Source organism: Corallococcus exiguus (genome assembly GCF_009909105.1).
In the GTDB taxonomy this organism is placed as follows: Bacteria; Myxococcota; Myxococcia; order Myxococcales; family Myxococcaceae; genus Corallococcus; species Corallococcus exiguus.
In genome coordinates, this window is sequence record NZ_JAAAPK010000002.1 from 524,195 (window position 1) to 537,666 (window position 13,472).

Genomic DNA, 13,472 nt, shown 5'->3' on the forward strand with positions numbered 1-13,472 from the left:
TTGCGGATTATCAGTGCGCCGGGTGCTGGGGCAATGCGTGAAAAAATCCGGCGCGGTCATCCGCCGCGTGGGTCGTAGATTTTCTCGGGAGGGGCCTCCAGGAAGCGGCGCCACCAGAGACGGGCCTCCTCGTCGGTGTAGCCGTCCCAGGTGTTGACGTGTGGGAAGGGCAAGAGCCAGGGCTCCAGGAACCGGGCCAGTTCGCGATACGCCGGCAGTGTCTCACCCCGTTTCGTGTCCCCCGCGAGCGGCTCGGCGCCCAGGCTGATCAGGGCACGGCCTCCGGTGAGCTCCTGGACAGTGGTCTCCGGATGGCTCAGGTGCGAGCGGAGCGCCTGGATGCCGCCAACGGTTTCGAGCAGGGGTGGGCCCAGGAAATTCAGCCAGTGCACGTCGTCGATCCACGGTCCCAAGCCCCACGTCAGCGGAGGCGGAACGTGCCAGCCGGGATGCCTGGACAGCTGCTCCTTGAGAAGGGGAAGGAGCTTCGACCTCCCGCGCGTGAATGAGAGCGACAGCCCGGCATGGCCCGTGGAGAACGGAAGAAGCTCCGCCAGAGACCGTGCCAGTGCAAAGGCCTTCTCGGGCCCCTGAGTCTCCAGGAAGCTTATCGGGAGCTTCACGCTCAGAACGCTGTGCTCGGAACTGGGTTCTCTCCATGGGAGCCGAGACTCGAAACTGAATTCGTAGCCATCTGGCTCCGAATGTCCTCCCTTGAGAAGAACCCATGTGTCGTAGTTCCTCTTGGTCAGGGTCCAAAACCAGAAGGAGTCCTGGTCCATGTCCTCCAGAGGCCCAAAGCGAGCCTTCTCCAACTCCGTGTGGACCTCTCCCCAGGTGTCAGGAGTGAGTGGGAAGGAATCCTCACTGATGTCGGGATCATAGCCAGAGGTCAGTGCCCCACCACTGGCCGCAATGAATCCAAGATAGGTGTCGAGGACCTGTCGTAGGACGGGGGCCAACACCCGGTGGTCATGCGGCAGATAGAACACGATGCGCAGGACCAGTTGGACCCGGGGGAGCGTCGTGGAGAAGTGTTGAAGGAGCGGATACTTATTCACGCAAGACTCCAAACTGGGGCGTGATGATCGCGGGCTTGCACTTTCCTCTCAGCTCCGCGTAGCGGGACATTTGTTCACGGGTTCCGTCGTTGGAGAGGGGGTCGCCCTTGCTTTTCAGCGTGCACGGGAACTTGAGGTCGAAAACGCATTGGATCTGGAGTGGCTGGCCAGTGGCATGAAGGACGATGTCGGGCTTCTTCGAGCCCTTCCATATGTTCGTCATTGTGGGGCCACCTGACGTAGGGGAGGTCCCGTAGCGAGGCTCGATTGAAACGTTATCGGGAAAGAGTCGACGGACTTCTCTCTGAACGCATGCGAAGGCAACCGCGTGTTTCAACTTCCCCAGCTCTGCTTGCCGCCAAATGGGTTTGCCGTCCTTGTCGTGCCCCACCACACGAAAGCACTCCTTGTCGTCCGGGTATTTCCCCTGGCCGTACTCACGCTCATTGACGATGAAGTCCGCCTCCTTCGCGCACTCCACCAGCAGGTGCTCGATGCGGGCCACATCCGCCGCCTCCAGGAGCTTCATCGTGGCGCCCGCGGAAGCCGCTGCCCTCACGGCCTTGTCCATCCAAGGCAGGAACGCTTCGTCCCCCGGCTGCGTGTAACAAGTGGGATTGCGAAGGCATCCACTGGTCGCCGAGTCCGTGGTCTGCGCGTACTGCCTTGGACCCGAAGCGCAAGACAAGCAGAGCAGGGCCACCAGCCCAGCCAGAAGGCGCAACTCAATCATCGTCTTCACCCACGTCGTGCGCCGCCGCGTTGAACAGACCGAAGCCCCCGGCCTCCTCACTGGAGATGTCCGCCCGGCGCAGGGCAGGGGAGTCCTGTGTCTGTCCCACCGCCATCCACCGGGGAGCGGCCAGCAGCACGCCATCCTTCGGCAGCTCCGGCAGCAGGTGCTCCAAATCCCCGAGGATGAACTCCGCGTGCCCCACGTCCGCGGGCTCCGGCAGCCCCACCGGCGGATGCCACGGCCCTCCGTCCAGGTGCCCGAAGGGGAAGCTCCCCGTGCCGCTCGCGCCCCCGTACCCCCCTTCCAGCAACCGCCGCGTCCGCTCCGCGCCCCCCGTCACCGCCGGCAGGCACACGCGCGTCAGCCAGTCCCAGGTCGCCGTGCCCTGCTCCACGGGCCAGTCCAGCTCCACCGTGTCATCCGCTTTCGCCAGCAGCGCATCGATGTACGCACACGCCGCTCGCGGCCCCAGCACGCCGCCTCGGCGCGCCTCCTCCACCGCCGAGGCCCACAGTTCCTCGCGGTAGTAGTGCGCGAAGTAGAACCCGGGCTCGTCCCACTCCGGACTCGCGCCCCGGGGCAGCTTCGCCAGCACCAGTCCGCTCGATAGGTACGCGGGCCCCGTGGCCCGGGGGTGGAACTGGCTGAAGGCCAGCCGGAACACCCGCACGGCCAGCCCTGCCTCCTCCGTCGCCTCCAGCCCGTCCGGACACCCCGCGCGCAGGTGGAAGTCGTCGAAGCGCAGGAACACGTCCACCGCCATGCCCACCGCGTTCTGACACAGCGACTCCAGGCACGCCGCCAGCGGATGCCGAGCGTCCACCGAGGCTTCCACCGACGCCTCCCACGCCGCCGCCAACACCGTGCGCGTTCCCGCCTCCACCCGCAGCGACAGCCGCACCCGGCCGCCCTCGAACGGAGCCTCCCCGTGCCGGACGTCCTCCCCGTGAAGCGCGCCCCGATGTTCCTGCCCTGGAGTCGTCATGCTAGGCACCCATCCTTTCCCACACATCCCCTCCAGGCCAGGAGCCCCATGTCCGAGCCCTCCCATCCGCGCGACGGCGACTTCGAGCTCGTCACCCTTCGCAACGGCCACCGCGCCGTGCGCCACCTGGGCCATGGCGAGGTCATGCACCCCGCGGTGGGCCCGTGGCAGGAAGCCCTGCGCCTCTACGTCGAACAGCCCGGCCTCGCGGACCGCCTGCGCCAGCCCGGCTCGCCGCTCGTCATCCACGACGTGGGCCTGGGCGCCGCCACCAACGCCGTCGCCGCGCTCACCCGCGCCCGCGAACTGGGCCCGGACCGCGCCCGCGACCTGCACATCGTCAGCTTCGAGGTGGACCTGGCCCCGCTGCGGCTCGCGCTCGCGGACGCGGAGGGCTTCCCCTTCCTCCAGCCTTTCCGCGAAGCCGCTGAAAGCCTCATGAAGCACGGCGCCTGGAGCGAGCCCGGCATCCAGTGGACCCTCAAGCAGGGGGACGCGGTGCCCTTCCTGGATCCGGACGCGGGGCTGCCCCCGGCGGACCTCGTCTTCTTCGATCCGTTCTCACCCGCGTCCAACCCGGACATGTGGACCGAAGCCGTCCTCGCCCGGGTGCGCCGGCATTGCCGGGAAGACGGAGAGGGCGCCCTGCTGATGACCTACAGCGCGGCCACGCCCACCCGCGTCACGCTGCTGCTCGCGGGGTTCTACGTGGGCGCCGGCGTGTCCACCGGCGCCAAGGGGGAGACCACCGTGGCCTCGACCCGCTACGAAACACTGGCCGCCCCGCTGGGGACCCGGTGGCTGGACCGCTGGGAGCGCTCGTCCTCCCGGGCCCCGCACGGGGGCACCCTCACGCCTGAGGTCGAGCGTCGCCTCCGGACCCATCCTCAGTGGCGCTGAGCGCCCCTTCCGCGGAAGCCTCGCTCCAGCGCAGGTGGAACGTCGCCGCCGTGCCGTCGAACTCCTCCGGCAGCGCCACCACCCGCCCGCCCCCGCACAGCGCCACCGCGCGCGCCAGCAACCCCGCCGCGAACGTCGGCTGATCCGCCAGCACGTCGTTCATCCAGAGTTCTAGTGACGTCGCGCTGCGCTCCACGATTTTGATTTCACTGAAGTTGTTGCCGGCGCGAAAGCCCAGGTCCGCCCGCAGCAGCATCCGCCGGGGACCGGCCAGCCGGCCCACGCCCAGGAGCGCACGGCCAAAGAAGGTGCCGAAGTAGGCGTCCATGAAGCGCTCGCCCAGGGAGTAGTACGCGGCCTCCGCCGGCACGCCGCCGTAGACGTGCCCGGCCGCGATGCGCAGGAACTCCCGCCACTGCTCCAGCGAGTAGGAGCGCTCCAGCTTTTTGTCGAGGTCCAGCCCCGCCCGCTTCAGGTGCTCGCGGCACGCCGGCGTCAGGCGGTTCTCCAGCGCGCGGACGAAGAGCGCGTCGACGGTCTGGGCGAAGACAAGCTTCTCAGGATTCATGGGGAGCACCCTACACGAAGCCCCCCATGCGATGCTCCCCCACCTGTGTACTGACGTTCAGTGTCGCGTCCCCCGAGTGTCAGGAAGCTGGCGCGCGCCGCACCCTTCGTGAAGTCCGGGTGTTTTCAGACCCTACGTCGACGGACCGTGCCACCAATCCGCGGAGCCACTGGTGCGCGGGGTCGCCGTCGAAGCGCTCGTGCCAGACGTGGAGGATGTCGAAGGGGCGCAAGGGGATGGGCGGGGGGAAGACCTGGAGTTCGTACGCGTCGCGGAACGCGGCGATGAGGCGGCGGGGCGCGGTGAGGACGTGGTCCGAGCGCGACACCGCCAGCGGCGCGATGAGGAAGTAGGGCACCCGCACGGCGATGCGGCGCGGGGACAGGCCGCGCTGGGCCAGGGCCAGGTCCACCGCGCCCACTCCGTCGCCTTTGGGGCTGATGAGGATGTGGGACAGCTTCAGGTAGGTGTCCACGTCCAGCGTGCGGCGCACGGTGGGGTGGTCCTTGCGCACCACGCAGACGAAGTCCTCGGTGAGGAGCTTCTGCTGGCGCAGGCCCGGCCCGGACGGCACGGGCGCGACGATGATGGCCAGGTCCACCTCGCCCGTCTCCAACTGGCCGGCGAAGGTGTTGCTGTCCACGTGCAGCACGGACAGGTCCACGCCGGGAGCCTCGCGGCCCAGGAGCTCCAGCGCGCCCGGCAGCAGCACCGACCCGAAGAAGTCGCGCGTGGCCACGGTGAAGCGGCGGGTCGCGGTGGCGGGATCGAACGCGGGCTCGTCGCGCAGGGCACGGCGCAGCTCCGCCAGCCCCCGCTTGAGCGGCGCGGCCAGCTGCTGCGCGCGAGGTGTCAGCACCATGCCGCCCCGGCCGCGGATGAGCAGCGCGTCGCCCAGCAACTCCCGCAGCTGCGCGAGCGCATGGCTCATCGCGGACTGGGTGAGGCCCACGCGCGCGGCGGCGCGGGTGACATGCGCCTCCTTCAGCAGCGCGTCCAGCGTCACCATCAGGTTGAGGTTGATGCCGGAGAGGTCGACCTCCGCGGGGGAGGGCGCTGGGGTTTCATGAGCGCGGCGCATGGGCCCATGCATAGCATGCAGTGGCCTCATGAATGGCGCGGGAGCACTGTTGCGCCATCTCGCTGTCGCTGGAGGCACCCCATGTCCATCGTCATCAACACCCCGAACGGCAACATCGGTCGTCCCCTCGTGGAGAAGCTGCTGAAGGCGGGCCGTCAGGTCACCGTCATCTCCCGCACCCCGGAGAAGGTGGCGGACCTGGTGAAGCTGGGCGCGAAGGTGGTGCAGGGCTCCATCGAAGAGCAGGCCACGCTGGACGCGGCGCTCGTTGGCGCGGAGGCGCTGTTCTGGTTGTCGCCGCCCGCCATCCGCCCGGACTTCCAGGACTGGGCGAAGGCCAACGGCAAGATGGCCGCGGAGCGCGTGAAGGCGCACGGCGTGAAGCGCGTGGTGCTCCTCTCCAGCGTCGGCGCGCAGAGCGGTCCGGGCACGGGGCCGGTGTCCGTGCTGAAGCCCATTGAAGAGGCCTTCCAGGCGGCGGCCCCCAACGTCGTCAGCCTGCGCGCGGGTTTCTTCATGGAGAACCTGCTTCGCGACGTGCAGGGCCTGGCGAAGGCCGGCGCGCTCTTCAGCGCGAGCCCGGAGACGAAGGCCTTCCCCATGGTCGCCACCGCGGACATCGCGGCCAAGGCCGCCGAGGTGCTCCTGGACCCGTCGTGGACGGGCCACCGCTATGTGGGCGTCCACGGGCCCAAGGACCTCACCTATCCGGAGGTCGCCAGCATCCTCACCCAGGTGCTGGGCCAGCCCGTGAAGTACGTGCGGGTGGGACTGGAGGACCTGCGCAACGGCATGACGGGCGCGGGCATGCCCGCTTTCGCGGCGGACACCTTCGTGGAGATGTACGGCGCCATCCAGGACGGACGCATGGACCCGGCCGAGCCCCGCTCGAAGGAGACCACCACGCCCACCACGCTGGCGGAGTTCGCCAGCACCGTGCTCAAGCCGGTGGTGGAGCAGGCTCGCGCGTCGTGACGGCGTCCGCCCGTTCGCTCGCATAAGGAACAGGATGGGGAAACGTCCGCTGCCCCGTCCCCTTCCTCACAACTGGTGCACGATGGGGGCCTGCCGGAGATTGCTCCGGTACGGCCACCCACCGAATACGAGCGCACCATGGACGAGCAACGCCCCGCCACGCCCCCGGCCCGGACGGACCCTTCCATCGACCTGCTCCACCAGCGGACCCGTCAGCCGCTGGAGGTCATCTTCTCCCCCCGCAGCGTCGCGGTGGTGGGGGCGAGCGAGCGCCCCGGCAGCGTGGGCCGCACCGTCCTCTGGAACCTCATCAGCAGCCCGTTCGGCGGCACCGTCTACCCGGTGAACCCGCAGCGCCCCAACGTGCTCGGCATCAAGGCGTGGCCGTCCCTGCGCGCGCTGCCGGAGCCCGTGGACCTGGCCGTCATCGTCACGCCCGCGAAGTCCGTGCCCGCCATCATCCGCGAGTGCGCGGAGGTTGGCGTCAAGGGCGCCATCATCATCTCCGCGGGCTTCAAGGAGACGGGCCCGGAGGGCGCGAAGCTGGAGCAGGAGGTGCTTCAAATCGCGCAGGCCGCGAACCTGCGCATCATCGGCCCCAATTGCCTGGGCGTGATGCGCCCCACGAGTGGCTTCAACGCCACCTTCGCCAAGGGCATGGCCCGCCCCGGCAACGTGGCCTTCATCAGCCAGTCCGGCGCGCTGCTCACCTCCATCCTCGACTGGAGCCTGCGCGAGGCCGTGGGCTTCAGCGCCTTCGTCTCCGTGGGCTCCATGCTGGACGTGGGCTGGGGAGACCTCATCGACTTCCTCGCGGATGATCCGATGACGCGCTCCATCCTGCTGTACATGGAGTCCATCGGCGACGCGCGCGCCTTCCTGTCCGCCGCGCGCGAGGTGGCCCTCACCAAGCCCATCATCGTCATCAAGGCCGGCCGCACCGCGCAGGCCGCGCAGGCCGCCGCGTCCCACACCGGCACGCTCGCCGGCAGCGACGAGGTGCTCTCCGCCGCCTTCCGCCGCGCGGGCGTGCTGCGCGTGGACTCCATCGAGGACCTGTTCCACATGGCGGAGGTGCTGGCCCGCCAGCCCCGGCCCTCCGGCCGCAGGCTCACGCTGCTGACCAACGCGGGCGGCCCCGCGGTGCTCGCCACGGACGCGCTCGTGTCCGGTGGCGGCGAACTGGCCGTGCTGTCCGACGACACCAAGAAGCAGCTGGACGGCTTCCTGCCGCCGCCCTGGAGCCACGCCAACCCGGTGGACATCCTGGGAGACGCGGACGCGGAGCGCTACGCGAAGGCGCTGGAGACCACCGGCGCGGACCCCAACAGCGACGGCCTGCTCGTCATCCTCACGCCGCAGGACATGACGGAGCCCACCAAGACGGCGGACCGACTCAAGGGCTACGCGAAGCTGCCCGGCAAGCCCGTGCTCGCCAGCTGGATGGGCGGTTCGGAAGTCGCCGCCGGTGAGCGCATCCTCAACGACGCGGGCATCCCGACCTTCGGCTACCCGGACACCGCGGCCCGCGTCTTCAACTACATGTGGCGCTACGCGGACAACATCGCCGGGCTCTATGAGACGCCCACGCTGGCGGAGGAGCCCACCGGTGGAGCCCGCGACGTGGCGCGCGCCCTGGTGGACGAGGCCCGCGCCTCCGGCCGCACCCTCCTGTCCGAATACGAATCCAAGCGCCTGCTGGCCGCCTACGGCATCCCCACCGTGGAGACGTGGCTCGCCACGTCCGAGGACGAGGCGGTGGAGAAGGCCCGCGCGCTGGGCTTCCCCGTGGTGCTCAAGCTGAACTCGCTCACGGTGACGCACAAGACGGACGTGGGCGGCGTGCGGTTGGACCTGCGCGACGAGGCGCAGGTGCGGGAGGCCTACCGCGCCATCCGCGACGCGCTCGCGGAGCGGGGCCTCCAGGACGCGTTCCAGGGCGTCACCGTGCAGCCCATGGCGAAGCTGGACGGCTACGAGCTGATTCTGGGCAGCAGCCTGGACGCGCAGTTCGGGCCGGTGCTGCTCTTCGGCGCGGGCGGCACGCTGGTGGAGGTGATGCAGGACCGCGCCCTGGGCCTGCCGCCCCTCACCACCACGCTGGCGCGACGGATGATGGAGCGCACGCGCATCCACCACGCGCTCAAGGGCGTGCGCGGCCGGGCCCCCGTGGACATGGGCGCGCTGGAGCGGCTGATGGTGCGCTTCAGCCAGCTGGTGGTGGAGCAGCCGCTCATCCGCGAGCTGGACATCAACCCGCTGCTCGTCTCTGGCGAGCGCATCATCGCGCTGGACGCGCGCGTGGTGCTGCACCCGCCAGAGGTCCCGGCCGCGGCGCTGCCGAAGCTCGCCATCGAACCGTACCCGCACCAGTACGCGAAGCTGCTCACGCTGAAGAACGGCGAGCAGCTCCTGGTGCGCCCCATCCGCCCGGAGGACGAGCCCGCCATGGGCCGCTTCCACCAGGCGCTCTCCGAGCAGACCGTGTTCATGCGCTACGCGGGCCTGATGAAGCTCAGCCAGCGCGTGGCCCATGAGCGCCTGGCGCGCATCTGCTTCAACGACTACGCGCGCGAGATGGCGCTCGTCGCCGAGCGGCCGTCGCCGGACGGGAAGGGCGGGGGAGAGATCCTCGCGGTGGGCCGGCTCACGCGCCTGCGCGGCACGAAGGACGCGGAGTTCGCCATCACCGTCAGCGACCCCGCGCAGCGGCTGGGCCTGGGCACGGAGCTGTTGCGGCGGCTGGTGGAGATTGGAAGGGACTGGGGCCTGCGCCGCATCGTCGCGGACATCCTCACACGCAACCGCGGCATGCAGGCCGTCAGCAAGAAGCTGGGGTTCACCCTCGTGGAACACGAGGAGTTGGCCCCGGACATGGTGAAGGCCGTGAAGGTGCTCAACGGCTGACCGTGCCCGGGGCTCCCCGGTGCTACGGAACTACACGTCGTCGCAGGGCGTGCCCAGCCGCGCGCCCGTGTAGACGCCCAGCTCGTTGTAGATGAAGGGCAGGTTCTCACCCACCGGCACCGCGCGCAGCTTCTGGCGCTTGCTCTTCACCACCCAGAACGACGGCTCCTCGCGGTCCACCACGAGGCGCAGGTCGCCGCCCTGCGTGGAGAAGATTTCTCCCTGCGAGTCGGTGACGACGTTGAGCATCTTCTGCTGCTTCACCTGGCCACGCTGGCCCGTGAAGATGCGGAAGCTCTTGTTGTCCGCGCCGATGCCGCGCTCGACCAGGTAGTACACACCCTTGTCGTCGCGCAGCAGCGCGTACGGCTGGAACTTCACCGGGCTGGGCTGGTACGTGGCCTTGCGCAAGAGCTCCTTGGCCTCTTCCGCCGGCACCGGCTGCTGCGGCAGGTTCTTCTCCCCGCAGCGCAGCGCGCACGTCTTGAAGTCCTCGCTCAGCTTCACGTCGGAGACGACGCGGTAGTCCGTGCCGCGGAAGTTGTCGTTGGCCTTGGGGTTGAAGAAGCGGGGCTCGAAGAAGGCGCCGTCCGTGGCGGAGGTGTAGCCCACGGGCACCACCTGCGTGAACGTCTTGCCGTCCCCGTAGAACAGGTCGCCCTCGTGCTCGGGCGTCTGGGGGATGAGGACCGTGTAGTGGCCCTTGCCGTCCGCGCAGACCTTCGCGGACTCCAGCACCATGCGGTCGCGCAGCTTCTGCTCCTGCTTCCAGGGCGGATCCAGCGCGAGCGCGGCTTGCGGGGCCAGGACGAGCCCCAGGGCGATGACCATGCGTCGAAGCGTCATTGTCGGTGGGCTTTCGTTCTAGAGGTTGTCGGTGAAGAAGGTGGTGGTCTCGTCCGACTGGACCGTCCGATCCGCGGTCACGGACCAGATGACCTTCTGGGCTTCCATCTTCAGCGCGGCCTTGGCGTCGTCCAAGCGGCACTCCACCGCCTGGAGCTTCTGCTGGACGGCGCGCTTGGCCTCGTCGGAGCGCTCGCACAGCTTCTGGAGCGACTCCATCGGGCCCACGCAGTAGCTGCCAAAGGACATCTTGTTGATCTGCGCGTCCGTGATGGAGTCCCAGGCCACGGTGGACGTCAGCTTCGAGCCGCACGCCTTGTTCGTCGCCGCAATGGCCTCGGACAGCTGCGTCTCCGCCTGGCTCGTCCAGAACTTGCGGTCGAACGCGAGCAGGCCCTGGTACTTCTTCTCGCCTTCCAGGTCCTGGTAGCGCTCGAAGACCTTCTCCACCTTCAGCGCGCCCGTCTTGCCCGTGTCCGGCTTCAGGTGCGTGTAGCCCGTGTGGTTCACGCCGCTGAAGACCAGGTCCTCGTAGCCGCCCCGATCATGCACGGTGACGAAGCGCTGCTTGTGGCCGCGCCACATCGTCCAGTACTCCACGGCGCGCCGCTGCTGCGTGTCCACCCCCGCGACCAGCACCTGGCCGTCCAGCTCGCTCTTGGTGCCTTCGAACGCGACCAGCGCCTTCTTCGCGTCACCGGGCTCCAGCGCGATGAGGGTGATCTTCTCGCCGGCCTCGTTGGTATACACCTTGCCGGTGGTGGGCTTCGTCCCCGCCACCTCGCTGTCGGGCCGCACGCCCCGGGAACATCCCAGGGACAGCGCCACGACCCCCACTGCCAGTAGCACTCTCACGACGACTCCTTGGATTGCGGGCGCGCCCCCGCTCTGGAGTTTCCGCGCGCCCGGACGACCCTACAGGTCGATATCGTACTGCGAACAGTATTGTCGGACCCTTGGACGTTCCGTTGCCGGTACGCGGGTCCAATTTGCCCGCGAGTTCGCCAGGTCGTGTTGCTGGCAGTACACGCGGGTGAGCAGCGAGAACGACAGGCCGGTGATCTTCGTGCGCTGGCTGCGCCGGATGTGACGCAGCGCTTCCGCCGTGTTCGAAGCGTCCAGTGCCTTCTGCGCCGCCGCCAGATCCTCGCGCACGCTGTCCGGCATGGACTCGGGGGCGACGCGAGGCTTCGGCTTTGCGTTCACCGTGGGCTGCGTGGAGTTCTCCGGTTCCGTCGGCTGGGGCTCCGGATCCACGGGCTTGTTCACGTCCTCCGGCGGCGCCACGACCACGGCGGGCGGGGTGACGGGCTCCGTGGGCTGGGGCTGCGGCTGGACTGGGGTCGACGGGGGATTCACCACCCCGACGGCGGGCGCCGTCACGCCCGGACGCTTCCAGAAGAAGGCGACGGCGAACGCGATGATGACCGCCATCCCCACGGCCACGGCCACCGGCCACTTCGCGCGAGCGGGGGCCAGCGGCTGGGCGGCCAGGGACTCCGTCCGAGGTCCCGCGGAAGGGGCGGGGGATGACGTGTCGTGGCCGGCGTGGGGACGCATGCCCACCGTGGGGATGTGCTCCTCGCGGTCCGGCGGACGCGGCACCGACGGCGGGGCCGTGGGATTGGCGGGACGCGAGCGCTGCTCCGGCTTCACTTCCGCGAGCGTCTGGAGCGGGCTGCCCGTCAGGTCCAGGATGAACGAGCCCACGTCCGGGTAGCGGTCGTCTGGCTTCTTCGCCATCGCGCGGGAGATGGCCGTCACCACGTGCGGCGGCGTCTCGGGCGCAAGCGTCAGGAGCGGCGGGGGCTCCAGGTGGACGATCTGGTAGATGAGCTCCGCGACGTTGTCGCCGGAGTAGGGCGGCCGGCCCGCGATCATCTCGTAGACGATGCAGCCGAACGCGAAGAGGTCCGTGCGCGCGTCCACGTTGCTGTTGTGGCCCATGGCCTGCTCAGGGGCCATGTACTGCGGCGTCCCCATCAGCACGGAGTCGAGCGTCATCAGCGTGCGCGAGTCCACGAGCTTGGAGATGCCGAAGTCGAGCAGCTTCACGCGCTCGCCCACGACGCCGCCCGCTTCCGTGGGCACGAGGAACACGTTGCCCGGCTTCAGGTCGCGGTGCACCACACCCGCGCGGTGCGCCGCCTGCAACGCCGCGCCCATCTGCCGCGTGATGGAGAAGACCTCCTCCAGCGGCAGCTTCTTCTGCTTGCGAAGCCGGCGCGACAGGCCTTCACCGCGCAGGTACTCCATCACCATGAAGGGCGTGCCGTCCTCCAGGGTGTCGAAGTCCAGCACCTCCACGATGTTCGGGTGCCCCAGCCGGGAGGCGATCTCCGCCTCGCGCCGGAAGCGCAGCGCCACCTCTTCCGACACCTCCTCCGCGCCGTGCAGCACCTTGATGGCGACCTGCTTGCCCGGCAGGCGCAGGTGGCGCGCGAGGAACACCGCGCCCATGCCACCCTTGCCCAGCACGGTGCCAATCTCATACGTGGAGCGCAGGACCCGTCCCGTGGTCAACGGCTCGCTCTGCGCGGAGGTCGGTTCGGTTGGCTTTTGCATCGGCGGTCCAAATTCCTACTAAACCGGTCCGACACGATTGGAAAGCACCTGGGTCGAATCCTCCCCCACGGGTCGTGTGAATGCACTCGGGCTCTCAGGATCTGAGAGCCCGAGCTGTATTTTTATCCGGAGACGGAAACGCTCCGGCTACGGCGTGGCGGGTGGCATCACCAGGTTCGACTGGATGGTCGCCGCGGAGTTGATGTGCATCTGCACGCCCTGCCGCTCGGTGGTCGCCTCCTGCTTCAGGGCCGGGTTGACGATCTGGGGCGACAGCAGGCTGTCGGCGAGGAAGGCGACTCTCGCGTGTGCGTCGAGCTGCGCGCTGATCAGCGCCAGGTCGCGCGCGGCGCCCGCGGGCGGTGCGTTCGGACCGGCGAGGATCTGCATCAGCTCCTGGACGTCCGTCTGCAGTTGGAGGCTCAGCGTGGTGTCCTCGGGCGTGATGCCCTGGGCCGCGAGCAGCGCGTCCAGCCGTTGTTTCACGGCGGTGTGCTCGGTCACCATCTGGTTGTTGAAGTCGATCACGGCCTGCTCGGTGGCGAGCGGCGCGGCGTACTGGCCCAGCATCACCTCGCCCTCGTTGGCGACCTGCAGGACGCGGGCGATCTGCGCGTCGGTGAGCGTCAGCAGCACGCCCGCGTCGGTGCCCGCGTCCGGGTACTGCTGCTGCGGTGCGTCCTGCGGCGTCGGATCCTTGTTCGCCTCGCTTCCGCAGCCGTAGCCCAGCGCCAGCGCGCCCGCCAGCAGTGTCCCCATCCAGAATTTCGCTGTCCGCATGTCCAACCCCCGTGAATGTCGCGGAGGCAGGATGGGGAGGCCCTCCGTTCATGGCCATGCGCGTCTCA

At 69.1% G+C, this 13,472-nt stretch carries 12 protein-coding genes; 3 read left to right on the top strand and 9 right to left on the bottom strand.

From position 1 onward, the window contains the following. Positions 1-56: 56 nt before the first annotated feature. The 3 genes from GTZ93_RS08645 to GTZ93_RS08655 form a co-directional block, all read right to left on the bottom strand. Positions 57-1,061, bottom strand: a complete 1,005-nt coding sequence (locus tag GTZ93_RS08645) for a type VI immunity family protein (RefSeq protein ID WP_139920800.1) — start codon at positions 1,059-1,061, stop codon at positions 57-59. Beyond that, positions 1,054-1,632: a hypothetical protein gene (locus GTZ93_RS08650; protein ID WP_139920802.1), complete on the bottom strand. Its 579-nt coding sequence runs from the start codon at positions 1,630-1,632 to the stop codon at positions 1,054-1,056. Before GTZ93_RS08650 ends, GTZ93_RS08645 begins: the two co-directional genes overlap by 8 nt. Positions 1,633-1,786: 154 nt before the next feature. Further along, entirely contained in the window at positions 1,787-2,782 is a 996-nt protein-coding gene (locus GTZ93_RS08655; protein WP_139920804.1) for a hypothetical protein, read from the bottom strand. A gap of 48 nt (positions 2,783-2,830) precedes the next feature. On the opposite strand from GTZ93_RS08655, the gene GTZ93_RS08660 reads away from it, so the two are divergent. After that, positions 2,831-3,682 carry a tRNA (5-methylaminomethyl-2-thiouridine)(34)-methyltransferase MnmD gene (locus GTZ93_RS08660; RefSeq protein ID WP_139920805.1) on the top strand — a complete coding sequence of 284 codons (852 nt, stop codon included), beginning with the start codon at positions 2,831-2,833 and terminating at the stop codon, positions 3,680-3,682. On the opposite strand, the gene GTZ93_RS08665 is transcribed toward GTZ93_RS08660, so the two are convergent. After that, positions 3,633-4,250: a DUF2378 family protein gene (locus GTZ93_RS08665; protein WP_161662730.1), complete on the bottom strand. Its 618-nt coding sequence runs from the start codon at positions 4,248-4,250 to the stop codon at positions 3,633-3,635. The two genes, GTZ93_RS08660 and GTZ93_RS08665, sit on opposite strands and share 50 nt — an antisense overlap. A 79-nt stretch (positions 4,251-4,329) precedes the next feature. Continuing rightward, complete coding sequence (locus GTZ93_RS08670) at positions 4,330-5,331, bottom strand: LysR family transcriptional regulator (protein WP_261778169.1); 1,002 nt, start codon at positions 5,329-5,331, stop codon at positions 4,330-4,332. Between the two features lie 81 nt (positions 5,332-5,412). On the opposite strand from GTZ93_RS08670, the gene GTZ93_RS08675 reads away from it, so the two are divergent. Next, on the top strand, positions 5,413-6,306 hold the full coding sequence (locus tag GTZ93_RS08675) for an NmrA family NAD(P)-binding protein (RefSeq protein WP_139921161.1): 894 nt from the start codon (positions 5,413-5,415) through the stop codon (positions 6,304-6,306). 138 nt (positions 6,307-6,444) lie between these two features. Continuing rightward, entirely contained in the window at positions 6,445-9,213 is a 2,769-nt protein-coding gene (locus tag GTZ93_RS08680; protein ID WP_139921163.1) for a bifunctional acetate--CoA ligase family protein/GNAT family N-acetyltransferase, read from the top strand. 30 nt (positions 9,214-9,243) lie between these two features. Here the strand turns inward: GTZ93_RS08680 and GTZ93_RS08685 are convergent, their stop codons facing one another. The 4 genes from GTZ93_RS08685 to GTZ93_RS08700 all read right to left on the bottom strand — a co-directional run bounded on the left by GTZ93_RS08685 (position 9,244) and on the right by GTZ93_RS08700 (position 13,404). Next, positions 9,244-10,059 carry a hypothetical protein gene (locus GTZ93_RS08685; protein WP_257979397.1) on the bottom strand — a complete coding sequence of 272 codons (816 nt, stop codon included), beginning with the start codon at positions 10,057-10,059 and terminating at the stop codon, positions 9,244-9,246. Positions 10,060-10,077: 18 nt separating this feature from the next. Beyond that, positions 10,078-10,914, bottom strand: coding sequence for a hypothetical protein (locus GTZ93_RS08690; protein ID WP_139921164.1), 837 nt, complete (start codon positions 10,912-10,914; stop codon positions 10,078-10,080). Positions 10,915-10,974: 60 nt separating this feature from the next. Further along, on the bottom strand, positions 10,975-12,624 hold the full coding sequence (locus GTZ93_RS08695; protein ID WP_139921166.1) for a serine/threonine protein kinase: 1,650 nt from the start codon (positions 12,622-12,624) through the stop codon (positions 10,975-10,977). A 147-nt stretch (positions 12,625-12,771) separates the two neighbouring features. Beyond that, positions 12,772-13,404 (bottom strand): DUF4142 domain-containing protein, encoded by a 633-nt coding sequence (locus GTZ93_RS08700; RefSeq protein ID WP_139921168.1) that lies wholly within the window; start codon positions 13,402-13,404, stop codon positions 12,772-12,774. Positions 13,405-13,472: the final 68 nt, after the last annotated feature.

Bases quoted from the DNA above. Each gene is read 5' to 3' on its own strand.
- GTZ93_RS08650 (WP_139920802.1), bottom strand. From the start codon at position 1,632: ATGGACAAGGCCGTGAGGGCAGCGGCTTCCGCGGGCGCCACGATGAAG.
- GTZ93_RS08665 (WP_161662730.1), bottom strand. From the start codon at position 4,250: ATGAATCCTGAGAAGCTTGTCTTCGCCCAGACCGTCGACGCGCTCTTC.
- GTZ93_RS08655 (WP_139920804.1), bottom strand. From the start codon at position 2,782: ATGACGACTCCAGGGCAGGAACATCGGGGCGCGCTTCACGGGGAGGAC.
- GTZ93_RS08700 (WP_139921168.1), bottom strand. From the start codon at position 13,404: ATGCGGACAGCGAAATTCTGGATGGGGACACTGCTGGCGGGCGCGCTG.
- GTZ93_RS08670 (WP_261778169.1), bottom strand. From the start codon at position 5,331: ATGCGCCGCGCTCATGAAACCCCAGCGCCCTCCCCCGCGGAGGTCGAC.
- GTZ93_RS08675 (WP_139921161.1), top strand. From the start codon at position 5,413: ATGTCCATCGTCATCAACACCCCGAACGGCAACATCGGTCGTCCCCTC.
- GTZ93_RS08685 (WP_257979397.1), bottom strand. From the start codon at position 10,059: ATGACGCTTCGACGCATGGTCATCGCCCTGGGGCTCGTCCTGGCCCCG.
- GTZ93_RS08660 (WP_139920805.1), top strand. From the start codon at position 2,831: ATGTCCGAGCCCTCCCATCCGCGCGACGGCGACTTCGAGCTCGTCACC.
- GTZ93_RS08695 (WP_139921166.1), bottom strand. From the start codon at position 12,624: ATGCAAAAGCCAACCGAACCGACCTCCGCGCAGAGCGAGCCGTTGACC.
- GTZ93_RS08680 (WP_139921163.1), top strand. From the start codon at position 6,445: ATGGACGAGCAACGCCCCGCCACGCCCCCGGCCCGGACGGACCCTTCC.